Below are 23,853 nucleotides of genomic sequence, written 5' to 3'. Positions count from 1 at the left end.
CGGGCTTCGCCTGTTACGCGGTCGACCTGCGCGGGCGCGGCAAGTCGGACGGCGAGCGTTTCTTCGTCGACGATTTCGACAAGTACCTGTCCGACCTCCAACTCGCCTTCGATCGCGCGCGCGCCGACCATCCCGGCCTGCCCGTCTTCCTGATCGGGCACAGCGCGGGCGGCGTGATCGCGACCAGCTATGCGCTGCGCCACCAGAGCGAGCTCAAGGGGCTGATCTGCCACAGCTTCGCCTTCCGCGTGCCCGCGCCGCGGCTGGTACTCAACCTGCTGCAGTGGCTGAGCGGCCCCTTTCCGCGGCTCAAGGTGCTCAAGCTCAAGAACGAAGACTTTTCGCGCGACCCGGCATGGGTGGCGATGATGAACGCCGATCCGCTGATCGCGGACGAGAACCAGCCCGCCAAGACCGTGGGCGAGATGTGGAAGGCGGACAAGGTGCTCGAAGTCTCTTTCCCGAGGATCACCCTGCCCGTTCTCATCATCCATGGCAGTGAGGATCACGCCACCTTGCCTGCGGGCAGCCGGATGTTCTTCGACAATGCGGGCTCGGCCGACAAGACAATCAAGATCTATGACGGTCATTTCCACGACCTGCTCGCCGATACCGGCAAGGAGGACGTGATGGCGGACATCCGCGCCTGGCTCGACGCGCGGGTCTAACCCATCGTGCCTCTATCCTCCCCCAGCGGAGAGGATGGAACGCCGTTCTGTCCCACACCTGCGGCATTGACGGCGGCGGCCTGCGCCGCCAGATGCGCGGCGTACGCCGGTCGCCGACCGGCCCATGCGCCGCCTCTTTCGGGTTTCCGGCCCGCGCATGACGTTTCGAGCCCGTGACAGACCGGAGGTCTTATGGCGTGGCTCTTTCTCGGCATTGCAGTGGTTACCGAAATTATCTGGGCGCTCAGCCTCAAATGGGCGGCGGGCGCCGCCACGTGGCAGGCATCGGCGGTGCCGGTGACGCTCAGCTTCGTCAACATGGGCCTGCTCGCGCTGGTGATGCGCGACCTGCCCGCGGGCACGGCCTACGCGATCTGGACCGGGCTCGGCGCGGTCGGGGTGATCCTCGCCGGGATCATGCTCTTCGGCGACCGCGTGTCGCCGCTGCAGGCCGGGTTCATGGCGCTCACCGTGATCGGCGTCGCCGGAACCAAGTTCTTCGCTCCCGCGTGACTTTCCGCCCGCGAACGGGTGACTTTCGCGGCCGCCGCCTCTATCATCCTGGTCCGGTGAAAGGGAAACTGCTCTCGATGTCCAACCGATCGCGGCCGCGTGGTATTGCGGCGCTGCCTCTGCTTGTCCTCGCAACCGCCGCGCCCGCGCTGGCGCAGCAGGTGACCGCGCCGCCCCCGGCGACGAGCACCATCCCCGCGCCCGCGCAGAACGCGCCGCAGCCCGCGCCGGTGCAGATCGCGCCGATCCAGATCCCGCTGCCGACGCTCAGCGCCGAGCAGGCCGATCAGGTCCGCCGCCTGATCGTGCAGGGCCGCATCGCGCAAGGCCTGCGCTACTCGACCGCCGAGGCCGAAGTGCTGCCCGCCGACGACCAGGGCCTGGTGCGCACCGCGCTCGACTATGCCCGCGCGATCCATATCGGCCGGCTCGACACCGCCGACTTCCAGGAGGACTGGGCACTGCGTCCGGCCGCCTGGGATCCGCTGCCCGGCTTCGCGAAGGCCGTCGCCGACAACCGCATTCCGCAGTGGTTCGCCGGCCTCACGCCGCAGTACGAAGGCTATGACAATCTCCGCAAGGGTCTCGCCCGCTACCGCCGGATCGAGATCGCGGGCGGCTGGGGCACGATCCCGGCAGGCCCCGACCTGGCGATGGGAGCGAGCGGCGCGCGCGTCGCCGCGCTGCGTGCCCGCCTCGCGGTCGAGGATGGCGAAGCCATCGCCAAGGGCGACAAGTTCGACGCCGCGCTCAAGGAAGCCGTGGTCCGCGCTCAGCGCCGCTACGGCCTCGCGCCGACCGGAGTGGTCTCGACCGGCACGCTTGCCGCGCTCAACGTCCCCATTTCCAGCCGCATCCGCCAGATCATGGCCAACATGGAACGCTGGCGCTGGATGCCCAAGGAGATGCCGGTCGACCGCATCCAGGTGAACATCGCCGCGGCGCAGGTCGCGGTGTTCGAGGGCGACCGCCCGGTGATGTCGATGCGCGGCGTCACCGGCAAGCCGGGCGGCGGCGAGACGCCGATGCTCCAGTCGACCATCCATTCGGTGGTGCTCAACCCGCCGTGGAACGTCCCCGCCGGTATTGCGCAGCGCGAGCTGTTTCCCAAGGGCGCGGCCTATCTCGCGCGCAACGGCTTCAAGGTGATCGGCACCGGCGCCAATCGCCGGCTCCAGCAGCAGCCGTCGCACTCGGCGCTCGGCAAGTACAAGTTCGACTTCAACAACCCTTTCGCCGTGTACCTGCACGACACGCCGACCAAGGGCACCTTCTCGCGCTACGACCGACTCGCCTCGCACGGCTGCATCCGGCTCGAGCGCCCGGCCGACCTCGCCCGCCTGCTGCTCGAGGGCAGCACTGAATGGACGCCCGAGGCGATCGACGAGGCGCTGGCCAAGGGCGATACGGTGCGCGCCGGCCTGCCCAATCAGGTCGCTGTCTACCTGCTCTACTGGACCGCCTATGCCAGCGGCACCGGCACGATGAACTTCCGCGGCGACCCCTATGGCTGGGACAAGACGCTCGCGACCAAGATCGAGAAACGCTCCGCCGCCCAGGCGCTGGCGGCACGCTGAACCTACGCATGGAGAACCGAATGAACCGCCGCCTTCCTCTCGCCGCTGCTCTCCTCGCCGCCGCATCGCTCGCGGCCTGCTCGGGCGGATCGGACGAAGCCGCGCCGGTCGCCAACGAGACCGAGAATGTGGTCGAGGTGATCGACGAGGCGCCGGTGCAGAACTTCGCCGAGCCCGAGCCGATCCCGACGCCCACCGCCTCGCCCACCCCGATCGTCGAGGACGATCTCCCGACCGACGAGCAGGTGCAGGAGGACGCCGACGCGGTCGGCATGACCGCGCGCCTGCCGCGCGAGGAAGCGAGCAACGAAGGCACGCCGGTCGACTGATCCTGACGATGGTTAACGAAAAACTGGCCAATCGGCACTCGATACGCTAGCGGCACAGTCATGGCTTGGAGCGGGGACCATTGCCGCTCGGGGGATATGGCGTGGCGTTCATGGTGGCGCTCCTGATCGGGAGCGCGAGTGTCGGTTCGACTGGCCTGGTGGCCGAGACGCGGGTAGCGCCCGGCCAGCATGATGCCGCGGTCGCTCGCACCGTGGGCGGCATGATCAGCTACACTCGCTGGCCGGTCGAGCGCGCGGTGCTCAACATCTGCGTCAGCGGCGCGACCGCCTATGCCGGCGGACTCGGCCGCATCGACGACCTGATCGGACGGCATGTCGAGGCACGGCGGTTGCCGCCGGGCAACCCGGCGCAGAATTGCGACGTGCTCTATCTCGGCACGATGGGAACGGCCGACCGCCAGCGGGTGATGCGCTCGATCCGCGATCGCCCGGTCCTGTCGATCGCCGAGGCGGATCCCGATTGCCGCGGCGGCACGATCTTCTGCCTGCAGGTGATGCCCGACCGGATCGGCTTCCGCCTCAGCATCGACGCCGTGTCGCGCAGCGCGGTGCGGATCGACCCGCGCGTGCTGCGCATCGCCCTGCCCGAGGGAGGCGCAGGATGAGCGACGCGGATCGTCTCCCGACGCTGCGGCGCGTGCTCGCGCGCATCCATCTGCGCGTCACCTTGTTCGCGGTCGGGCTCACCGGCCTCACCGTGCTGCTCGCCGGCTTTGCCGCGATCGGCGCCTATGCCGGCCAGAATCTCCACCTGATCGGCCGCTCGGCCGGCTACAGCGCGGCACCTGCGCTGGTATTCGACGATCCCGTCGCCGCGCAGCAGAGCATCACGCCGATGCTGGAATCGGGTGTCGCGGAGGTCGCCGTGCTGCGCGAGGACGGCACCGCCCTCGCCACGGTCGAGCGCCAGGGCGACGACGCCTCGCTGGCGCGGATGATCGCCGACCGGCTGTTCTTCGCCGCGCCGGTCGAGGAACCGGTTACCCATCTCGGCCGGCGGATCGGCACGATCCGCGTGCGCGGCGAGGGCAGCGCGATCGCTTCCTATATCCGCGACGGGTTCCTCGGCACGCTGGTCTGCCTGGTGATCACCGGGATCGCCGCCTATCTGCTCTCGCGCCGGCTGCGCGCCGAGATCGTCGCCCCGCTCAACGCGATCGCCGAGGTCGCGCACGCCTTCCGCCGCGAGGAGGCGCTCGACCGCCGCGTGCCGCCCGCGTCGATCCGCGAGGTCGAGACGCTGCGCACCGATTTCAACGCGCTGATCGGCGAGCTTACCGACTGGCGCCAGCACATGCGCCGTGAGCACGAGACGCTGAGCCACAAGGCGAGCCACGACGCGCTCACCGGCCTGCCCAACCGCGCCTATTTCGAGCGCAAGGGCGCCGAAATGATCGCCGAAGCGCGGGCCGGCGACGCCAGCTTCGTGCTGCTCTACGCCGACGGCGATGGCTTCAAGCGGGTCAATGACGGCCATGGCCATGCCGCGGGCGATGCCGTGCTGGTCGAGGTCGCGGCGCGGATCCGCAGCTGCCTGCGCGCCCGCGACGTCGCCGCGCGCTTGGGCGGCGACGAATTCGCCATCCTGCTCGCCGCGCCCAGCGCCAGCGATGCGGCCGAGCGCGTGACGAGCGAGATCGCCGCGCGCATGGCCGAGCCGATCCAGCTGCCGTCGGGCGAGGCGTTCGCGATGCGCCTCAGCCTCGGCATGGCGATCTATCCTCGCGACGGCCGCGACCTCACGGTGCTCGTCAACCATGCCGATGCGGCGATGTACGCGAGCAAGGATGCCCGTCGCACGCAGAATCAGGGAGGCTAGACATCATGTTTGCGTTCACGCGTACCGGCCTGTTGCTCGCCGCCCTCGCCCTCGTCCTGGGCGGGTGTCAGATGTCGAAGAACGGTTCGCGCTTCACCCGCGCGCAGCTCGCCGTGTTCACCTCCGAAGGCTTCGCCGAGACCCCGCGCGGCTGGGAGTTCAGTATCAACGACAAGCTGCTGTTCGCGACCGACGAGAGCGGCGTGCTCCCCGACCAGGCGGCACGCATCCGCCGCGTCGCCGGGCGGCTGCTCCAGGTCGGCATCCGCCGCGCCGCGGTCGAGGGCCATGCCGACGACACCGGCAGCGCCGAGCACAACCAGCGCCTGTCCGAGCGCCGCGCGGCGACGGTCGCGCAGGTGTTGGTGGAGGCGGGCTTCCCCACGGCCGCCGTTTCCGCGGTCGGCCTCGGCGAACGCTTCCCGGTGGAAGACAACGGTACCGCTGCCGGGCGCCGCGAGAATCGCCGCGTCGTCATCCTGATCGCCGCGCCGTGACGCGGCGCGGTTGACTTTCCCAACATAGCCGTTATTGGCGCGCCTTCGCTTGCCGGGGCCCGCCCTGGCATGCGTACCGTCCGAGACAGTGGGTGACCGGAATTCTCCGGTCTTAATTTCCCGCCAAGACGGGGACAGAGATTTATACCGGGTCCTTCCGTGCGATGGAGTGTCCGGGTCAGCCCGCCGGAGCCATCCGGCCCTGACGATCATGCCCCTCGGACGAGAGGGCCGGGCGTCCGCCCTGCCCTCGGCGTAACCGGCTCCAACCCTCTGGGTTGGGGTATTTTGAGGAGACCGGCATGGATCGTGCTCAGAAGACCGAAGCCGTTGCCGAGCTGAACCGCACCTTTGGCGAGGTCGGCGTGGTGGTCGTCACCCGCAACCTCGGGATGACCGTCAAGCAGTCGACGGACCTCCGCAACAAGATGCGCGAAGCCGGTGCGAGCTACAAGGTCGCGAAGAACCGCCTTGCCAAGATCGCGATCGACGGCACCGATTATTCGGTGCTGGCGGACCTGCTTCAGGGTCCGACGGCGCTTTCCACCTCGATCGACCCCGTCGCTGCGGCGAAGGTGGTGGTCGACTTCGCCAAGACCAACGACAAGATCGAGATCGTTGGCGGCGCGATGGGAACGCAGCTGCTGAACGCGGACGGCGTGAAGGCGCTCGCATCGCTGCCTTCGCTCGACGAACTGCGCGGCAAGATCGTCGGCCTGCTTCAGGCCCCGGCGTCGAAGCTCGCAGCCGTCACCCAGGCGCCGGCGAGCCAGCTCGCCCGCGTGTTCAAGGCATATGCGGAGAAGGAGGCTGCCTGAGGGCGGCGTTCTTTCGCGAACATTTTCGAACCAATCTGACCAAAGGAAACTATCATGGCTGACCTGAACGCTCTTGTTGACCAGCTCTCCGAGCTGACCGTCCTCGAAGCCGCCGAGCTCTCGAAGCTCCTCGAAGAGAAGTGGGGCGTCACCGCCGCTGCTCCCGTGGCCGTCGCCGCCGCTGGTGGCGCTGGTGGCGCCGCTGCCCCGGCTGCGGAAGAGAAGACCGAGTTCGACGTGATCCTCACCGGCGACGGTGGCAAGAAGATCAACGTCATCAAGGAAGTCCGCGCGATCACCAACCTCGGCCTGACCGAGGCGAAGGCCCTGGTCGAGGGCGCGCCGAAGGCCGTCAAGGAAGGCGTGTCGAAGGACGAGGCCGAGAAGCTCAAGAAGCAGCTCGAGGAAGCCGGCGCGACCGTCGAGATCAAGTGAGCCGAGGCGCCGCAAGGCGCATCGGACTCATCCCGCGCAGGCGGGGATCTCGTGCGGCACGCGTTACGCTTGCTAATGAAGGGGCGGTCCGGCAACGGGCCGCCCCTTTTCGTTGCCGGCGAGGCGCCCTATCCCGAGATCATGACGACCGAGCATCCGATCAGCGTCGGCCTGGACGGCGATGGCGATGAGATCGCGGCGATTGAGGATGTCGAAGCGGCGTTCGGCGTCACGCTTGATATTGCCGACGCCCCTGAATGGGCGACGGCGGGCGACGTGTTTCGGTCCCTGGCCAAGGCGCTGCCCTCGGAAATCGCCGCGCATCCCGATACCTGGTCCCGGTTCGCAATCGCGCTCTCGCAACAGACCGGGATCAAGCCGGAGATGATCACGGCCGAAAGCCCGTTGCTGCTTTACGAAGCGCAGCGGTGGCGCTCGCCAAGCGCTGCAGCTTGTCTACTTTGGCTGCTCGCAGCCGGATGCGTCGGCATATTGTTCGGCGCGATCGCCTAAGCTCCTGCCCTCGGTACGTAGCGCTTCGCCGCGAGCTGCCCGAATCCGCTCGCCGCGCGCTCGACCCACAGCGGCCCGAGCTTGTCGCTGCCCGGCGCCGGCGCGGTGCCGACCATGAAGCTGTCGCGCAGCGTGCGGATGCTGAGGCCCGCGTACCATTTGAGCGCGAGCGGCACGATCGGCACGAACATCGCCTTGCCCTGGACCTGCACCACCTGCATCTGCTCGCCAGGCAGGCTGACCTGCGCGTTGAGCTTGTTCACCGCACCGGGCGCGAGGCTGAACGGTTCCGACCCCGCCGCAAGGCGCGACGCCGAATGGAAGCTCGCGATCTGCGCGTCCTGTTCGGCATTGGCGCCGAGCAGCGCGAGCACCGCGCGGATATTGTCGGCCGGTTCGTGGCCGCGATTCTGCACGAACAGCTCGAAGTCGAGCGTCACCTGGCCATCGCGGATCGCCGCGCGCAAGGGCCGGATCTCGGCGACGAGCGGCCCGTCGGGCGCCGGAACCGGCGCGACCGGCGCCTGCGCGCGCGCTGGTGATACGGGCGGGACCGGGGCAGCGGGCGGCGTGTTGCGCTCGAGCGGCGGCGGGCCCGGCGTCGGCGCCGGCGGTGCGACTGGAGCGACCATGACCTCTGCGTCGATCGCCTCTTCGCGCGCCCCGCGGCGGCGTCCGATCCACCAGCCGGCCAACCCGCCGCCTACGAGTAGTACGGCGCCGCCAAGCACCGGCCACAACCAGCCGGGAGCGCTAGACTCCGCAACGGGCGCAGGCGTCGGGGTCGGGACCGGCGTGGCCTGAACCGGGACGGTCGCGGTCGGCGACGGAGTCGATGCGGGTGAAGGTGTCGGCGTCGCCACGGGTGCCGTCGCCGCGGGCGTCCGTGCCGAGCGCGGCGCGCTCGCGCGCGGCGGCACGGCGCGGGTGAGTGTCGGCGTTGGAAGCGGGACCGGCTGCACGATCGGTGCCGCGGTCGGCGCGGGCGTCGGCGCGGCAGTCGGACGCGGGGTCGGCGTCTGGCCCGACGGTGGCAGGCTGAAGTCGCCCACCGGCGGCGTGATCACGACCGGCGCCTGGCCATCCTGCCCGGCGGCCGGCGCTGCGAGAAACACGAAGGGGATCAGCGCAGTCGTCGCGCGAAGGGTAAACACGGTCACGCGCGGCCCGTTAGCATGACCGACATGAACCGGGGCACCAAAAAATGCGTGCAACCGGCCTCAAACAATACCCGTCCCACCGTGCGACCAACGGCGGGACGGGTCGCGCTCCCGCCCGGTCAGACCTTGGCGGGAACGCTGTGAAGCCGTGCCTCGATGTCGGCATACATCGCCGGATCGTCCTGCAGCGCGATCGGAACGAGCTGCTCGCCGCCGTTGACGCGTCCGATGGTGAACGCGGCGGCGGTCCGCCCCTCGCTGCCGTCCGGCAAGCGATAGCGTGCGTCGGCGACCAGCACCGGTGTGAAGTCGTGGCTCTCGCCGGCGACCGCGTCGACCTGCTCGCGCGGCAACAGCACCGACGCGTTGAGCCGCTTGCCGTCGCCCGGTTCGATACGTTCGGCGGGGACGACGTGATCGGCCGGCGGATTGGTCAGCAAGCGCTCGATCTCCGACGCAGCCGCCGCATTGTCGCCCAGCATGAACGCGCCGATCCGCACGTCCTCGGCGGGCGTATCGCCGGCATTGGCCACGGTGAGCTCGAACGCGACGGTCGCGCCGCGGCTGCTCATCCCGGCCTGGGTCGGCCGCATCGCGAGCTCGAGCTGCGGGCGGCCGTCATGCTGCCGCGCGCCGCCGAGCACGGCGTCGATATCTTCCGAATCGGGCGTGACCAGCTCGGGATTCTCCAGCGCGGGCTGCACTTCGTCCGCCTGCCGGGCGGGGCGCGATGATGCCTCAGCGGGCTGGCGCTTGGCCTCGTCGAGCGCGGCGGGGGCCGGCTTCGTCACGAACAGCGGCGCGGCTGCGACCGGGTCGGGCACGCGCGGCGTCGGCGCGACCGGCGGCTCGTGCCGGGCGACGGGCGCGACGCGCTCAGGGGCTACCGCAACCGGCTCGCGCTCGGTGCGATAGGTCTCGTAAGCGAGGTCCTCGTCGCGCGGACGGCGGCGCAACAGCAGGAAGGCGGCGACCGCCGCGGCGGCGAGGCCGAGCGCGGCGAGGATCAGCCACATCGAGCTGCCCCCATTGACCGGCGCGGGCTCGGTCGTGGTGGTTTCGGTGGTGGTGGCCGCGGGCTCGACGGGAGCCGGCGCGACTTCGGCCGGTGGTGTGACTTCGGGCGTGGCGGCGACCGGCGCCGTCGGCTCGGGCGCAACCGGCGCCGCGGGTTCGGGCGCAGCGCGCGGCGCGGGCGCTTCGGCGCGGACCGGCGCCTCCGGGCGCTCCACGGCCCGTGTCGGGCGTGCCGGCCGCGAGGACCGCGCCTCGGCGCGGCGCGCGGCGGCGCGTTCCTGCGCCTCCTGCTGGGCCTGTTCGATCACGCCAGGCGCGATCCGCGTGCGGGATTCGCCGCTCTGAGCGGGTGCAGGAGCCGGTGCGGGGGCCGGTGCAGGCGCCTGCTGGCTCGGCACCAGCACGGGCGGCGGCGTCACCGTCTCCTGCGCCAGCGCGGTGGAAGGAAGGGCAGCGGCGGCAAGAAGCACCGCGATCGCCCGGCGATGCGCGCGACGCGCCATGTCCGGTTGGTGGGTCATAACGGGGGGTCAATGAATGGAACCCGGATTTCGCCGCTTGATCCGCACCCAAATTGCGACGAACCGTTGACTGCCATCGCCCAGACGAGAATCCGTTGCGTGCCCAAAACAAAATGGGGACGGCTCGCGCCATCCCCATATTATTTGCTCGATAGCCTGAATATTCGTTCAGGGAACCGTCACCGTCTTGAACTCGATCCCTTTCAACTCTGGCAGTGCCTGAAGCTGCGGCGTGATCACCTTGAGATCGCCGACGACGACCAATGTCATCTTGTCGAGCGGGAAGTTCTTCGCCGCCTCGCTCATTTGCGCCGGCGTCACCGCGAGCGCCGCAGGGACATATTTGTCCATCCAGTCGCGCGGCAGCCCGAGCGAGTCGCGCGTCGCGATCGTGCCGACCAGCGCGCCGGGGGTCGAGTTCTGGATCACGAACAGGCCGGCCATGTACTGGCGCATGCCAGCCGCCTCCTCCTCGCCCGGCGGGGTCGCCTGCAGCGTGCGGATCTCGTGGAACACTTCCTTGAGCGCAGGCCCGGTCACCGCCGTCGTGACGTCGGCGTTGAAGGTCCATACCGCGTTCGCAGGATAGAAGGCCACGCTCGACCCCGGCGAATAGGTATAGCCCTTCGCCTCGCGGATGTTGCGCGTGATGCGCGAGCTGAACGAGCCGCCGAGCAGCGCGTTCGAGACCCGCATCGGAATGTCCTCGGCGGTCCCCGCGCGCGGTGCCGGATAGGCGATGCTGAAGGTCGATTGGGGCGCGCCCGGCCGGTCGATCAGCAGCACCTGCGGCCCCGGCTTGGGCGTCGGCGGCAGCGACAGCCGCTCGGGTCCCGCGGCCCAGCCGCCGAACGCCTTCTCGATCGCCGCCTTCACCGCCGCCGTATCGAACCTGCCCGCGATGTAGAGGTGCGAGCGCCTGGCGCCGAAATTGGCCGCGTGCCACGCCTTGAGCTGCGCGGCGGTGTAGGCGCCGAACTGCTGCGGAGTCGGCAGCACCCGGCCATAGGGATGGTCCGGGCCATAATAGGCGCGGGTGATCGCCGCATTGGCGAGGGTTCCCGGCTGGCTCAGCGCCACCGCCAAGCGGCGGTTCCAATTGGCCTTGACCCGCGCCAGCTCACTATCGGGATAGCTCGGCCGCTGCGCGACATCGGCGACCAGCCCGATCGCGTCCGCCGCCCGCTCCGACAGCACGTTGAGCGTCACCGCCGAGCTTTCGAGTCCGGCATTGGCGCCGAGCCCGCCGCCCATGTCGGCGGCCTTCTGCGCGATCTGCGCGCCGGTCATCCCGGCCGCGCCTTCCTTCATCATGTCGACCGCGAGCAGCGCCAGCCAGGTATTCTGCTCCTCGTTGAGCGACCCGGCATAGGTCTGCAGCGACACCACCACCTTGGGTGCGACGCCATAGGGGATCAGGGTCACCTTCATCCCGTTGGCGAGCGTGTAGGTCTCCGAGGCCGGGACGTTAAACGCCTTGGGCGCCGGGATCGGCGGCGGCGTGGTGGGAAGCTCCTGCGCGACGACGGGGCCGGCGAGCAGGGTGGCAGCCGTCAGGCTTGCGATGAGGCGGCGCATCTTACTTGGCTCCCGCGGGCTTGGCGGCAGCGGCAGGCTGGGCCGCGCCGGGGTCGATCGCATAGATCGAGCGATTGGTGGGGCGCAGATATTCCTGCGCGGTCTTCTGGATCAGCGCCGGGGTCACCTTGGCGAAACCGTCCTCGATCTGGTTGACCTTGGCGGGATCGTTGTCGAACAGCGCATAGACCGCGAGCAGGTCGATCAGGCCGATCCGGCCCGTCCCGTCGATCGTCGAATACAGCGAGGAACGCATCTTGGTGCGCGCCCGCGCCAGCTCCTCGGCCGAGACCGGCTTGGTACGCAGATCCTCGATCACGCTGTCGACCGCGGCCTTGATCTCGTCGCGGCTGCGGTTGGCGTCGTGCGTGAAGTTGAAGCTCCACAGCATCGGGCCGTGATAGTTGAACATCGTGCCGAGCGGGAAGTTGATCCCGCCGCCGACCTCGCCCGCGATCCCGGTCTCGGCGACCAGCTTGCGATAAAGGCGGCTGTCCTGGCCCTTGACCAGCATCTGATCGATCAGGCCCATCGCATACCATTCGGGCGTGCCGCGCGCGGGGACATGATAGCCCGCCGCCCAGCCGGGCTTGGGTGCGAGGCGGTCGACGCGGCTCTTGAATTTCTCCGCGGTCTGGCGCGGCTCGGAGATGTCGGGGAGCTCGACCGGCGGCGCCTTGGGCATCCAGCCGAAATACTTCTCGACCATCGCGCGGGTCGCCGCATAGTCGATGTCGCCCGCCACCACGAGCACGGCGTTGGACGGCTTGTAGAAGGCATCGTGGAACTGCGTGGCGTCGGCCACCGTCGCTGCCTCGATCTCCTTCAATTCGCCGTAGAAGTTATGGCTGTTGTACCAGTTGGTATTGGCCAGCATCGGCAGGTCGATCCACGGCCAGGTGCTGTAGGGTTGGTTGAGGACGTTGACCTTGACCTCGTTACCGACCACGCCCTGCTGGTTCTTGAGTACCTCGTCGTTGATCACCGGGTTCGCCATGCGGTCGGCCTCGAGCCACAGCATGCGCTCGAGCGCGTTCGACGGCACCACCTCGAAATAATTGGTGAAGTCGAAGCGAGTCGATCCATTGAGGATGCCGCCGGCATTGCTGATCGTGCTGATGTGCACACCCTTGGGCGCGTTCTTCGATCCCTGGAACAGCAGATGCTCGAACAGATGCGCGAAGCCGGTGCGCTCGCGCGGCTCGATGCGAAAGCCGATGCCGTAATAGACGCCAACCGTGACCGTGGGCGAGATCGTGTCCTTCGCCAGCACCACGCGCAGGCCATTGGGCAGCGTGAAATACTGCGTCTCGACCGACAGTTTCTGGGCGGCGCCCTGCGCTGCCGCGGGCGTTGCCGCGAGGCCGAGCGGCAGCGCCGCCCCGGCCAACGCAAGCGCCGCCACCCACCGTTTCATCTTCATGTTGGTCCCCTAAGCAACGACGAACTGTGTTAGCTTATCAGCACAGCATCGCACGTAAAGGGGAGACGGACGGTTGCGCCCACCTTCAAAAGGTTCGTCATTCCCGCGCAGGCGGGAAACCATTGGCTGTGACGATGTGGTTCTTGCCCTGGATTCAGCCAGCCTGCGCGGGATGACGGATTTGGGAGCGGCGATCAGATTCCCCCTGGCACGACCTCGTACCCCGCGGCCGCGAGCTGCACGCCGAGTTGTTCGATGCACGCCTCGACCAGCGCGCCGTCGGTTGCGCGAACGACGAAGTTCGCCCCGGTACGCCCTTCGCGGAAGAAGGGGTAGCTGCCGATCGCGACGCCCTCGAACGCCTTCTCGGTCTCGCCGAGCAGCCCGGCGATCTCGCTCTCCGCGACCCAGCAGCCGATCGTCGCGCTGATCACCGGGCGGCCGCCCTCGAGCGTGCCGGTGAGCGCGTCGAGCATGCCCGCGGTGATGTGCGGCACCCCGGCGAGGATGAACAGGTTGCCGACGCGGATCCCCGGTGCGCCCGACATTCGGTTGGGGATCAGCTCGGCGCCTTCGGGGACGCGCGCCATGCGCAGCCGCGCCTCGGTGAGCCCGCCGCGCGTCGCGTAGTAGCGCTCCATCAGTTCTCGCGCCTGCGGGTGGACGACCACCGGCACGCCGAGCGCCACCGCGATCGCATCGACGGTGATGTCGTCATGCGTCGGGCCGATTCCGCCGGTGGTGAAGCAATAATCATAGCCGGTGCGGATCGCGTTCACCGCCTCGACGATGCGGTCCTGTACGTCCGGTACCACCCGCACCTCGGCCAGCCGGATGCCCTGCACGTTGAGCCATAGCGCGATCTGCGCGACATTCTTGTCCTGCGTGCGGCCCGAGAGGATCTCGTCGCCGATCACCACCAGGCCCGCGGTCCAGATGCGCTCGCTCATGGACCGGCCATAGCGCGCGCACCTCCCCTCGCAAAGCGGGCGCGTTTCGCCTATATCGGCGCGATGACCGAATATGTTGCCGTGACGGCCGACACCAATTTCGCCCGCGACGGGGCGATCAAGCTCTACGGCCCCGACGGGTTCGCCGGGATGCGCGCCGCCGGCCGCCTCGCCGCCGAGATCCTCGACGCGCTGGTTCCGCATGTCGTGCCCGGCGTCACCACGGCGGAGCTCGACGATTTCGTGCGCCAGCGCATGCTCGACGGCGGCGCTGTGCCCGCGACCCTCGGCTATCGCGGCTACACGCACAGCTGCTGCATCAGCATCAACCATGTCGTGTGCCACGGCATTCCGGGGCCCAAGACGCTCAAGGACGGCGACATCGTCAACATCGACGTGACCCCGCTGCTCGACGGCTGGCACGGCGACACCAGCCGCATGTATCTGGTCGGCGACGTGCCGCTCAAGGCCAAGCGGCTGGTCGACGTCACCTATGAATGCCTGATGCTCGGCATCGAGCAGGCCAGGCCCGGCAACACGATGGGCGATATCGGCCACGCCATCCAGAAATATGCCGAGAAGCACCGCTACGGCGTGGTCCGCGATTTCTGTGGCCACGGCCTCGGCCGCGTCTTCCACGACGCGCCCGAGGTCGTCCATGTCGGCCGTCCCGGCACCGGCCCGGAGCTTCGCCCCGGCATGTTCTTCACGATCGAGCCGATGATCAACATCGGCCGCCCCGACGTGAAGCTGCTCGACGACGGGTGGACCGCGGTCACGCGCGACCGCTCGCTCTCGGCGCAGTTCGAGCATTCGATCGGCATCACCGAGGACGGTTGCGAGATCTTCACGCAGAGCCCCACCGGCCTGCACAGCCCGCCCTACGTTTGATAATTGGCGCCTGATGTCCGACAGCAAGTTCGAGCGGCACCGCCAGCCCTGGCGGCCGGACGAGGTGCAGAAGCTGCACACACTGGCCAAGAAGGGCATGGCGCTCAAGGCGATCGCCAAGGCGCTGACGCGCAGCGAGGAATCGGTCAAGGACCGCGCCAAGGCCGACGGACTGTCGATCGCCAAGCTGCGCTAGCGCGCGCCGAGCACTACCTGCCTTAATCTTTCGGCATGGATGTGCGGCTAGTACGGCGGCATGGAGTCGCTCGCCTCGATCGTTGCCCTGCTCTGGCCCGGCGCGCAGGTCGCGGTGTTCGTGCTGGCGCTGGTCACCGCGATCGAGCTGCTCCTCCCGCGTGACAAGCACTCGTTGGCCAGCCGCATCCCCGCGCTGATCTTCTGGACGATCTGGTCGCTGATCGCGACCCTGATCTATGCCGCACTCAGCGCGTTTCGCGCCAGGCTCGGCATCGCCCCACTGATCGTCCTGCCCTCGGCCATTTCATGGACCGGAGCGCTGGCGCTGGTCGCCACGCCGCTCATCGCGGCGCTGGTCAGCGATTTCTTCTTCTATTGGTGCCACCGCGCCCAGCATCGCTGGCTGTGGCGCTATCACGCGGTGCATCACTCGATCCGCGAGCTCAACAGCGCCAATTCCTTCCACCATTTCACCGAGCCGATGATCCAGTCGCTGCTGATCGCGCTGCCGGTCAGCCTGATCCTGTCGGAAAGCGCGGCGACGGCGCCGCTGGTCGTGCTGCTGCTCCACCTGCAGTCGGCCTATATCCATTCCTCCGCTCGGCTGCATCTCGGCCCGCTGCGCCGGCTGCTGGTCGACAACCGGTTCCACCGCATCCACCATTCGCTCGAGCCGCGGCATTTCGACCGGAATTTCGGCGCGATCACGCCGCTTTGGGATCGCCTGTTCGGCACCGCCTGCTTCCCTGCGCGCGGCGAATGGCCCGCGACCGGCATCGCCGGGATCGACCAGCCGCGCACGCTGCGCGAATGGATCGACCTCCCGTGGCGCTATGGCCATGCCCCCCTGCCCGAGCCCGCACCGCTTGCCGAAGGATCGCGCAGCCCGGCCTAGCCGCCGCGCGGCAAAGCGGGCATGGAGCCGCGGTGCCCGCCCCATCCCCCTTCGACGCGATCATTCTCGGCGCCGGCGCGGCGGGGATGATGTGCGCCGCGATCGCCGGACAGCGCGGGCGGCGGGTGCTGCTGATCGATCATGCCGACCGCGTGGGGAAGAAGATCCTGATCTCGGGCGGCGGGCGGTGCAACTTCACCAATCTGCACGTGACGCCCGATCGCTATCTCTCGGCCAACCCGCATTTCGCCAAGTCGGCGCTGCGCCGCTATACCCAGCACGACTTCCTCGCGTTGGTCGAGCGCCATGGCATCGCATGGCACGAGAAGACGCTCGGCCAGCTCTTTTGCGACGGCAGCGCGAAGCAGATTGTCGAGATGATGCTGACCGAATGCGAGACCGGTGGGGTCGAGATCGCGCTCGGCCACGCGATCCGCGACGTGTCGCACGCCGACGGCGCCTATCGCGTCACCTGGGGCAATCGTGAGGCCATGGCCCCTGCCCTGGTCATCGCCGCCGGCGGGCCTTCGATCCCCAAGATGGGCGCCACCGGCTTCGCTTACGACCTCGCACGGAAATTCGGCCTCAAGGTGGTCGAGCCGCGTCCCGCGCTGGTGCCGCTCACGCTAGGCGGAGATGAGATACTGTTCCGCGACCTCTCTGGCGTCGCCGCCCCGGTCGAGGCGCGCGCGGGCAAGGCCAGGTTCCGCGAGGCGGCTTTGTTCACCCATCGCGGCTTCTCCGGTCCCGCGATCCTGCAGATCAGCTCCTATTGGCGGCATGGCGAGCCGGTCGAGATCGACTTCCTGCCCGATCGCGGCACCGGCTGGCTGATCGACACCAAGCGCGCCCAGCCGCGTGCCAGCTTGCGCAAGCTGCTGGGGGACGCCCTGCCCAACCGTCTCGCCGATACGCTGGCCGACCAGCTCGCGCTCGACACCGAACTCGCCAACATCGCCGACAAAAGGCTCGCCGAGGCCGAACGCCGCCTCGCCGCGTGGCGCTTCCACCCCAACGGCACCGAAGGCTTCGCCAAGGCCGAGGTGACGATCGGCGGCATCGCCACCGCCGGCCTCTCCTCGCAGACGATGGAAGCGCGCGACGTGCCCGGCCTCTACGCGATCGGCGAGGCGGTCGACGTCACCGGCTGGCTCGGCGGCTACAACTTCCAATGGGCCTGGGCGAGCGGCTGGGCGGCGGGGATGGCGATCTGACGTCTCCCTATCCTCCCCCGCCAGGGGGAGGTGGCGCCGCAGGCGACGGAGGGGGAGGATGGCGATGTCCTCAATCCTTTCGCGACCCGCGCCCTTCCCCTCCGTCAGCTACGCTGACACCTCCCCCTGGCGGGGAGGATAGGATCGCCGCCTCACTTCGTCGCAGCGATCCAGTCGTCGATCTTCTTCTCGAGCACCGGCATCGGCAGCGCGCCGGTATCCAGCACTTCCGCATGGAAGGCGCGCGGGTCGAACTTGGCGCCCAGCGCCGCCTTGGCCTTGGCCTTCGCCTTGAGGATCGTCAGCTGGCCGACCTTGTAGGCCAGCGCCTGCCCCGGGATCGCGATATAGCGCTCGACCTCGGCGACCGCGTCGGTCTTGGGCATCGGCGAGTTGGCGAGCATGTAATCGATCGCCTGCTCGCGGCTCCAGCCCTTGGCGTGGAGCCCGCTGTCGACCACCAGCCGCATCGCGCGCAGCATCTCGTCGCTGAGCCCGCCCATCCGCTGGTACGGCTCCACTGCGACGTCCAGGTCCTTGTACAGCGTCTCGGCATAGAGTGCCCAGCCCTCGACGAAGGCGGTGTTGCCGCCGAAGCGCATGAACGCCGGCAGCTGGTCATTCTCCTGCGCCAGGCTGATCTGGAAGTGATGCCCCGGCACCGCCTCGTGCAGGTACAACGTCTCCATGCCCCAGGTGTAGCGCACCGGCAGGTCGTGGGTGTTGTAGAAGAACACGCCCGGCCGCGACCCGTCGGGCGTGCCCTGGACATAGCTGCCCGCCGCGTCGCCCTCGGCGCGATAGTCGGGCACCGGGCGGATCTCGAGCGGGGTCTTGGGGATCAGCGAGAATTGCTCGCGCACGCGTGCGTCGACGCGCTTGCCGATCGCCTCATAGCCCTCGCGCAGCGCTTCGGCGCTCTTGGGCTGGAACTGCGGGTCGGTGCGCAGGAAGGTGAAGAACTCGGGCAGCGTGCCCTTGAACCCGACCTTTGCCTTCTGCACCTCCATCTCGGCGAGGATGCGCTTCACTTCCGACAGGCCGAGATTGTGGACGTAATCCGCGGTCAGCGGCAGCGTCGTGTTGCTCTCGATCGCATAGTCGTACACCGCCGCGCCGCCCGGCAGCGCGGAGGTGCCGACGCTGTCGCGCGCCGCCGCGAGATATTCGTTCGCCAGGAAATCCCGGATCCGCTTGTGCGCCGGGATCAGCACATCCTTGACCTGCGCCGCATAGGCTGCGCGCAGTCGCGCCTGGTCCGCCTCGCTCACCCCCTCGGGGAACTTCTTGACCGGCGCGTAGAACACCGAGCCCTCGACACCCTGCGCGATCAGCTTGTCGAACTGGCCGATCATGTTGCGCACAACCAGCTTGGGCTGGACGATCTTGCGCTTCATGCCCTCGCGGAACAGCCCGATCACCCGGTCATAGGTCGCGGCATATTCGACGTTGCGCTTCAGATTGTTGTCATAGTCGACCACCGTCTTGAACGGTGCCGCCCCCTGCCCCGACGCGAAGTCCGGGTAGAAGGTCTGGAAGCCGTTGAAATGATCGATCGGCAGATATTTGGTGACGCCGAGGATCGCCGGGCGGAAGCCTTTGAGGCCGCGCTCCTGATCCGCCTTGAACACGTCATAGGCGATCCGGTTGACCGGGCTCAGCTTCGTGCGGTCGATCCGCTTGAGCCCCGCCAGATCCGCCTCGGCCGCCGCCTTCTCCGCCGCGTTGAAGGCGTCCGTATAATAGGTGCCGAGCCGGTCGGCGTAGCGGAGGTCGCCACGGAAGATCGCTTGCAGCGGCTGGCGCTTGAGCAGCGCCTCGTCGCTGTCGTGGAACAGCTTGCGCAGCTTCGCGTCCTCCGCGCTCTCGCCCGGCTGTGCCGCCGGCGGCCGAGCCTGCTGCGCCTGCGCGGCGGAAATAGCGGTGCCGGCGAGCAGCGAGGCGAGAAGAATGGTGGCGATACGCATGCGGTGAATCCCCGGATCAGGTGTTATAGCAAACCGCTACACCCGCGCTCCGCGGCCCGCAAGGCTGCCCCGCAATCGCGCAGAATTTGCCGCCAGCTGCCCATTTGTTAGGCAGCCCTCGCCATGCCCCTGCCGCCCGCCTGCGGATTCCTTCCGGGCGGATTCTGGCACGGCTCGTGCAACCCGCGCGGCAAGGGGCGTTTCGCTTGATCCTTGTCCTTGCCTGCGTCAGCATCGGCGCGGGACCAGGCAAGCGGCCCAGCCCGCGATACGAAGGCCCATCAAGCAGGGGAACGACAGGCCGTGAAAAAGATCGAAGCCATCATCAAGCCGTTCAAGCTCGATGAGGTGAAGGAAGCGCTGCACGAAGTGGGGGTGTCGGGGATCACCGTGACCGAGGCCAAGGGCTTCGGCCGCCAGAAGGGGCATACCGAGCTCTATCGCGGCGCCGAATATGTCGTCGACTTCCTGCCCAAGGTGAAGCTCGAGGTGGTGGTCGAGGACGCGCTGACCGACCGCGTGGTCGAAGCGATCGCGACCGCCGCGCAGACCGGCCGCATCGGCGACGGCAAGATCTTCGTCACCGCGGTCGAAACCGCGCTGCGCATCCGCACCGGGGAGCGCGACGACAACGCGATTTGAGGCGCGTCATCGCAGCGTGACGTACCGCAGTTAACTTCAAGCGATTTGAGTGAGAAAGGGGCTTGGTTCCAATGGCTAATTCCGCCGCCGACATTCTGAAGATGGTCAAGGATCAGGAGATCGAGTGGATCGACCTGCGCTTCACCGACCCCAAGGGCAAGTGGCAGCACCTGACCATGGTCGCGAGCGTGCTCGGCGAGGACGAGCTGACCGACGGCCTGATGTTCGACGGCTCGTCGATCGAGGGCTGGAAGGCGATCAACGAGTCGGACATGATCTTGAAGCCGGATCTCGACGCCGTATGGGTCGACCCGTTCAGCGCCACCCCGATGCTTATCCTGGTGTGCGACATCGTCGAGCCTTCGACCGGCGAGCTCTATGCCCGCGACCCGCGCTCGACCGCGAAACGTTCGGAAGCGTACCTCCAGTCGCTCGGCATCGGCGACACCGTCTATGTCGGCCCCGAGGCCGAGTTCTTCATGTTCGACGACGTCCGCTTCGAGAACACCTATTCCTCTTCCTACTATCAGCTCGACGACATCGAACTGCCGGGCAACTCGTCCAAACAGTATGAGAGCGGCAACATGGGCCATCGCCCGCGCGCCAAAGGCGGGTACTTCCCGGTCGCGCCGGTCGACAGCGCCGTCGACATCCGCGGCGAGATGGTCTCGACCATGCTCGAAATGGGTCTGCCCTGCGACAAGCACCACCACGAGGTGGCCGCCGCGCAGCACGAGCTCGGCCTGACCTTCGGCACGCTGGTCCAGACCGCCGACCGCATGCAGATCTACAAATATGTCGTGCACCAGGTCGCGCACGCCTATGGCAAGACCGCGACCTTCATGCCCAAGCCGATCAAGGAAGATAACGGCTCGGGCATGCACACCCACTTCTCGATCTGGGACGGCGGCAAGCCGCTGTTCGCGGGCAACGGCTATGCCGGCCTTTCGGAGATGTGCCTCTATTTCATCGGCGGCGTGATCAAGCACGCCAAGGCGCTCAACGCCTTCACCAACCCCTCGACCAACAGCTACAAGCGCCTGGTCCCAGGCTACGAGGCGCCGGTGCTGCTCGCCTATTCGTCGCGCAACCGTTCGGCCTCGTGCCGCATCCCGTACGGCGCGGGTACCAAGTCGAAGCGCGTCGAGTTCCGCTTCCCCGATGCGCTGGCCAATCCGTATCTCTGCTATGCGGCGCTGCTGATGGCCGGCCTCGACGGCATCCAGAACAAGATCCATCCGGGCGATCCGATGGACAAGAACCTCTACGACCTGCCGCCGGAAGAGCTGGCCGAGGTGCCGACCGTGTGCGGTTCGCTCCGCGAGGCGCTCGACAGCCTGGAGGCCGACATGGACTTCCTGCTCAAGGGCGACGTGTTCTCGAAGGACCAGATCGACGCCTATATCGAGATCAAGCGCGCCGACGTCGCCCGCTGGGAGATGACGCCGAGCCCGGTCGAGTTCGACATGTACTATTCGTCGTAAGACGAACCCGTTCCCAAGCGTCGCTTCCGGGGGGAAGCGGCGCCGGACAGCGAGACGCCCGGACTGCGAAGTCCGGGCGTTTTCGTATCAGCTGTCGAGCCGCCGGAAGCCGCGCCAGCCGAGCACTCCGCCGCGCGCCGCGGCGTCCAGCGCCGCGCGGTCCGCGCCGTCGCGCGCCAGGATCGACATGCCCGTCTGCACGCTGAGCAGGAACGCCGCAGCCCCGGCGACGTCGAAACCGGAGGGTAGTTCACCCGCCGCCACTGCCCGCGACAAGCGCGCGGCGAGCTCGTCCAGATTGTGGCGCCGCCGGTCCCGCAGCTCGCGATGCGCCGGGTGGGCCTCGTCCGCGTCATGCTGCGCGCCGAGCACGATCAGGCATCCGGGCGGGTTATCGGGATCGGCATAGGCCTGCGCGGTGGCGGCCAGGAATCCTTCGACCGCCGCATCCACATCCGGCGCATCCCGCAGCGCACACCAGATTCCCGTGCTGTCCTGGTCGGCATAGCGCGCCACCGCCTCCCGGAACAACGCGTCCTTGCTTCCGAACGCGGCATAGAGGCTGGGCGCGTTGATCCCCATCGCGTCGGTCAGGTCGGCGAGCGAGGTACCGTCATAGGTCTTGCGCCAGAACAGTCGCATCGCGCGCTCCAACGCCGCGTCGCGGTCGAACCCGCGCGGCCTGCCACGTTCCGCCATACGCCTCCTTTCTGTAGTGATCGATATAGAAAGCGGTTGACGCAACGGCAAGCCGCTCCATATCTGTATCGATCACTACAGAAATGGAGATTCGACATGCGATTGGATGGAAAGCGCGCGCTGGTGACGGGTGGCAGCCGCGGGATCGGCGCGGCGATCGCACGACGGCTGGCGGCCGAGGGCGCGGATGTCGCGATCACCTATGCCGCTTCCGCCGATGCCGCGGCGCGCGTCGTCGAGGAGATCGAAGCCACGGGCCGCAAGGCGCTGGCGATCGCCGCCGACAATCGCGATGCCGCGGCGGTCGACGCGGCGGTCGCACAAGCCGCGGCGGCGCTGGGCGGGATCGATATCCTCGTCAACAACGCCGGAATCTTCCTCGCCGCCCCGGTCGACGAGCTCAGCCTCGAGGATTTCGACACGACCATGGCGGTCAACCTGCGCGCTCCGTTCGCCGCGATCCGTGCGGTGCTGCCGCACATGGGCGAGGGTGGCCGCATCATCGCGATCGGCAGCAACGTCGCGCTGGTGGCGCCGACCCCGGGTTTCTCGGTCTATTCGACGAGCAAGGCGGCAATCACCATGTTGCATCAGGCGCTCGCCCGCGACCTCGCGCCGCGCGGCATCACCGTGAACACCGTCCATCCCGGATCGACCGACACCGACATGAACCCCGCCGACGGGCCGCACGCCGCTGACCAGATCGCGCGCACCGCGCTGGGTCGCTTCGGCAGCGCCGGCGACATCGCCTCGGCGGTAGCGTATCTCGCTTCCCCCGAGACGCGCTCGGTCACCGGCACCGCGCTGCTCGTCGACAGCGGCGCCAACGCGTGACCCGTGCCACGGCCGCGCTGCTGATCTTCGGCGCGGCCGTGGTCGTCGCGGCGGAGTTCGTCGTGATCGGCCTCCTTCCCGCCATGTCGGCGGACCTCAAGCTCGAACCGGCGCAGGCGGGCTGGCTGGTCACGGTGTTCGCCCTCGCCTCTGCGCTGCTCGGCCCGCCCTTGGTCGCAGTGACCGCGCGGCTTCCCACTGCCCCGGTACTGGCGGCGGCATTGCTCCCCTTCGCCGGCAACCTGCTGTTGCTCGCCGCTCCGACCTTCGCGCTCGCGATCGGCCTGCGCATCCTTCAGGGCGCCACGCTGCCGCTGTTCATGAGCCTCGCCGGCGCTCAGCTCGGCGCGGCGCGCGGCACCGGGCCTGGCATTGCGCTGCTCTATATCGGAGTCACGATTGGCGGGACGCTCGCACCTCCGACGGGCAGCTTCGTCGCCGATCGCCTGGGCTGGCAGGTGCCGATCGCGGCGATCGGCGCGCTCGCGTCCATCGGTGCGCTCGGCTGCCTCCTCCAGGGCAAGCGTAGTCGCACCGATCGCGCGGGCAGCCCCTGGCGGCTGCTTGCCCGTCCGGCGATGCGGGTCCACCTCCTCCTCTCCGCGCTCACCTTCGCGGCGATGTTCGCCGGGTTCAGCTATATCGCACTGCTGCTCGGCCAGGCCGGGCTCGGCCGTGACTGGACCGCGGCGGCGCTGCTCGCCTTCGGTCTCGCCGGCCTCGCCGGCAACTGGCTGGCGGGCCGGCTTGCCATCCATGCCTTGCCAGCCACCGCCGGCGCCGCGCTCGCCACCGCCGCGATGACGCTGTGGATCGCGGCATCCCCCGGCGCTCCCGCGCTCGTCCTTGCCGTCCTCGGCTGGGGCGTCGCGCACGCAGCGGGCTTCGTCTTCTGCCAGGTTCGGGTGATGGATGCGGCGCCGCACGCCTCCGGCTTTGCCGGTTCGCTCAATATCGCCGCCGCGAATGTCGGTATCGCGCTCGGGAGCTTTGCCGGCGGCCGTGCAATCGAACTCGCCGGTGCCGGGGGCGCGGCCGGAACCGCCATGGCCTTTGCCTTGCTGACGGCCGTGGTCGCGGCAACGTGTCGTTTGCGCAACGTCATATTACCGTCATCATTCCGCAATCGAACCGAAACGGGAATCGCACCTGACTGACACGTGCCGCGCCTAGGCGCCCCTCGACTTCAA

The 23,853-nt window shown here is 68.4% G+C and carries 25 protein-coding genes; 18 read left to right on the top strand and 7 right to left on the bottom strand.

Annotated elements, in window-relative coordinates; all coding sequences use genetic code 11:
• The 10 genes from ABDV68_RS06030 to ABDV68_RS05985 all read left to right on the top strand — a co-directional run.
• A partial coding sequence (locus tag ABDV68_RS06030; protein ID WP_343518804.1) for a lysophospholipase occupies nt 1–668 on the top strand: 668 nt, incomplete at its 5' end.
• Nucleotides 669–860: 192 nt separating this feature from the next.
• Entirely contained in the window at nt 861–1,181 is a 321-nt protein-coding gene (locus tag ABDV68_RS06025) for a multidrug efflux SMR transporter (protein WP_343518803.1), read from the top strand.
• 77 nt (nt 1,182–1,258) lie between these two features.
• Nucleotides 1,259–2,758 (top strand): L,D-transpeptidase family protein, encoded by a 1,500-nt coding sequence (locus ABDV68_RS06020; RefSeq protein ID WP_343518802.1) that lies wholly within the window; start codon nt 1,259–1,261, stop codon nt 2,756–2,758.
• Between the two features lie 20 nt (nt 2,759–2,778).
• Nucleotides 2,779–3,087: a hypothetical protein gene (locus ABDV68_RS06015; RefSeq protein WP_343518800.1), complete on the top strand. Its 309-nt coding sequence runs from the start codon at nt 2,779–2,781 to the stop codon at nt 3,085–3,087.
• 80 nt (nt 3,088–3,167) lie between these two features.
• Nucleotides 3,168–3,713: a YfiR family protein gene (locus ABDV68_RS06010; protein ID WP_343518798.1), complete on the top strand. Its 546-nt coding sequence runs from the start codon at nt 3,168–3,170 to the stop codon at nt 3,711–3,713.
• Entirely contained in the window at nt 3,710–4,927 is a 1,218-nt protein-coding gene (locus ABDV68_RS06005) for a diguanylate cyclase (RefSeq protein ID WP_343518796.1), read from the top strand. Before ABDV68_RS06010 ends, ABDV68_RS06005 begins: the two co-directional genes overlap by 4 nt.
• Nucleotides 4,928–4,932: 5 nt before the next feature.
• Nucleotides 4,933–5,424 (top strand): OmpA family protein, encoded by a 492-nt coding sequence (locus ABDV68_RS06000; protein WP_343518795.1) that lies wholly within the window; start codon nt 4,933–4,935, stop codon nt 5,422–5,424.
• A 302-nt stretch (nt 5,425–5,726) separates the two neighbouring features.
• Nucleotides 5,727–6,242, top strand: coding sequence for a 50S ribosomal protein L10 (gene rplJ / locus ABDV68_RS05995; protein ID WP_343518794.1), 516 nt, complete (start codon nt 5,727–5,729; stop codon nt 6,240–6,242).
• Nucleotides 6,243–6,296: 54 nt separating this feature from the next.
• Nucleotides 6,297–6,677, top strand: coding sequence for a 50S ribosomal protein L7/L12 (rplL, locus tag ABDV68_RS05990; RefSeq protein WP_343518793.1), 381 nt, complete (start codon nt 6,297–6,299; stop codon nt 6,675–6,677).
• A 141-nt stretch (nt 6,678–6,818) separates the two neighbouring features.
• Nucleotides 6,819–7,190, top strand: coding sequence for a hypothetical protein (locus ABDV68_RS05985; RefSeq protein WP_343518792.1), 372 nt, complete (start codon nt 6,819–6,821; stop codon nt 7,188–7,190).
• Here the strand turns inward: ABDV68_RS05985 and ABDV68_RS05980 are convergent.
• The 5 genes from ABDV68_RS05980 to ABDV68_RS05960 form a co-directional block, all read right to left on the bottom strand.
• Nucleotides 7,187–8,350 carry a hypothetical protein gene (locus tag ABDV68_RS05980; protein ID WP_343518790.1) on the bottom strand — a complete coding sequence of 388 codons (1,164 nt, stop codon included), beginning with the start codon at nt 8,348–8,350 and terminating at the stop codon, nt 7,187–7,189. The genes ABDV68_RS05985 and ABDV68_RS05980 overlap by 4 nt on opposite strands.
• A 119-nt stretch (nt 8,351–8,469) precedes the next feature.
• Nucleotides 8,470–9,888 carry a hypothetical protein gene (locus tag ABDV68_RS05975; protein ID WP_343518789.1) on the bottom strand — a complete coding sequence of 473 codons (1,419 nt, stop codon included), beginning with the start codon at nt 9,886–9,888 and terminating at the stop codon, nt 8,470–8,472.
• Between the two features lie 168 nt (nt 9,889–10,056).
• Nucleotides 10,057–11,466 carry a pitrilysin family protein gene (locus ABDV68_RS05970; RefSeq protein WP_343518788.1) on the bottom strand — a complete coding sequence of 470 codons (1,410 nt, stop codon included), beginning with the start codon at nt 11,464–11,466 and terminating at the stop codon, nt 10,057–10,059.
• A 1-nt stretch (nt 11,467) separates the two neighbouring features.
• Complete coding sequence (locus tag ABDV68_RS05965) at nt 11,468–12,889, bottom strand: pitrilysin family protein (RefSeq protein ID WP_343518787.1); 1,422 nt, start codon at nt 12,887–12,889, stop codon at nt 11,468–11,470.
• Nucleotides 12,890–13,083: 194 nt separating this feature from the next.
• Complete coding sequence (locus tag ABDV68_RS05960) at nt 13,084–13,839, bottom strand: molybdopterin-binding protein (protein WP_343518786.1); 756 nt, start codon at nt 13,837–13,839, stop codon at nt 13,084–13,086.
• Nucleotides 13,840–13,902: 63 nt separating this feature from the next.
• Here ABDV68_RS05960 and map point away from each other — a divergent pair, with 63 nt between their 5' ends.
• The 4 genes from map to ABDV68_RS05940 are packed head-to-tail and all read left to right on the top strand — an operon-like array spanning nt 13,903 to nt 17,037.
• Nucleotides 13,903–14,730, top strand: a complete 828-nt coding sequence (gene map, locus ABDV68_RS05955) for a type I methionyl aminopeptidase (protein ID WP_343518785.1) — start codon at nt 13,903–13,905, stop codon at nt 14,728–14,730.
• A 13-nt stretch (nt 14,731–14,743) separates the two neighbouring features.
• Complete coding sequence (locus ABDV68_RS05950) at nt 14,744–14,926, top strand: hypothetical protein (RefSeq protein WP_343518784.1); 183 nt, start codon at nt 14,744–14,746, stop codon at nt 14,924–14,926.
• Between the two features lie 60 nt (nt 14,927–14,986).
• Nucleotides 14,987–15,823 carry a sterol desaturase family protein gene (locus tag ABDV68_RS05945; protein ID WP_343518783.1) on the top strand — a complete coding sequence of 279 codons (837 nt, stop codon included), beginning with the start codon at nt 14,987–14,989 and terminating at the stop codon, nt 15,821–15,823.
• A gap of 32 nt (nt 15,824–15,855) precedes the next feature.
• Nucleotides 15,856–17,037 carry an NAD(P)/FAD-dependent oxidoreductase gene (locus tag ABDV68_RS05940; RefSeq protein WP_343518782.1) on the top strand — a complete coding sequence of 394 codons (1,182 nt, stop codon included), beginning with the start codon at nt 15,856–15,858 and terminating at the stop codon, nt 17,035–17,037.
• Between the two features lie 152 nt (nt 17,038–17,189).
• Here the strand turns inward: ABDV68_RS05940 and ABDV68_RS05935 are convergent, their stop codons facing one another.
• Nucleotides 17,190–19,004, bottom strand: a complete 1,815-nt coding sequence (locus ABDV68_RS05935; protein WP_343518781.1) for a DUF885 domain-containing protein — start codon at nt 19,002–19,004, stop codon at nt 17,190–17,192.
• 303 nt (nt 19,005–19,307) lie between these two features.
• Here ABDV68_RS05935 and ABDV68_RS05930 point away from each other — a divergent pair, with 303 nt between their 5' ends.
• Both ABDV68_RS05930 and glnA read left to right on the top strand, forming a co-directional pair.
• A complete protein-coding gene (locus tag ABDV68_RS05930; protein ID WP_265118857.1) occupies nt 19,308–19,646 on the top strand; it encodes a P-II family nitrogen regulator in 339 nt (112 codons plus the stop codon).
• A 71-nt stretch (nt 19,647–19,717) separates the two neighbouring features.
• Complete coding sequence (glnA, locus tag ABDV68_RS05925; RefSeq protein WP_343518780.1) at nt 19,718–21,130, top strand: type I glutamate--ammonia ligase; 1,413 nt, start codon at nt 19,718–19,720, stop codon at nt 21,128–21,130.
• A gap of 87 nt (nt 21,131–21,217) precedes the next feature.
• Here the strand turns inward: glnA and ABDV68_RS05920 are convergent, their stop codons facing one another.
• A complete protein-coding gene (locus ABDV68_RS05920) occupies nt 21,218–21,829 on the bottom strand; it encodes a TetR/AcrR family transcriptional regulator (RefSeq protein ID WP_343518779.1) in 612 nt (203 codons plus the stop codon).
• A gap of 96 nt (nt 21,830–21,925) precedes the next feature.
• Here ABDV68_RS05920 and ABDV68_RS05915 point away from each other — a divergent pair, with 96 nt between their 5' ends.
• Entirely contained in the window at nt 21,926–22,663 is a 738-nt protein-coding gene (locus tag ABDV68_RS05915) for an SDR family NAD(P)-dependent oxidoreductase (protein ID WP_343518777.1), read from the top strand.
• Nucleotides 22,660–23,820, top strand: a complete 1,161-nt coding sequence (locus ABDV68_RS05910; RefSeq protein WP_343518776.1) for an MFS transporter — start codon at nt 22,660–22,662, stop codon at nt 23,818–23,820. The genes ABDV68_RS05915 and ABDV68_RS05910 overlap by 4 nt, the downstream gene beginning before the upstream one ends.
• Nucleotides 23,821–23,853 lie beyond the last annotated feature (33 nt).

It is taken from the genome of Sphingomonas sp. (assembly GCF_039595165.1).
Lineage (GTDB): Bacteria > Pseudomonadota > Alphaproteobacteria > Sphingomonadales > Sphingomonadaceae > Sphingomonas.
Note: the sequence above shows the minus strand (reverse complement) of the source record. Positions and strands in the feature narration are given on the sequence as shown.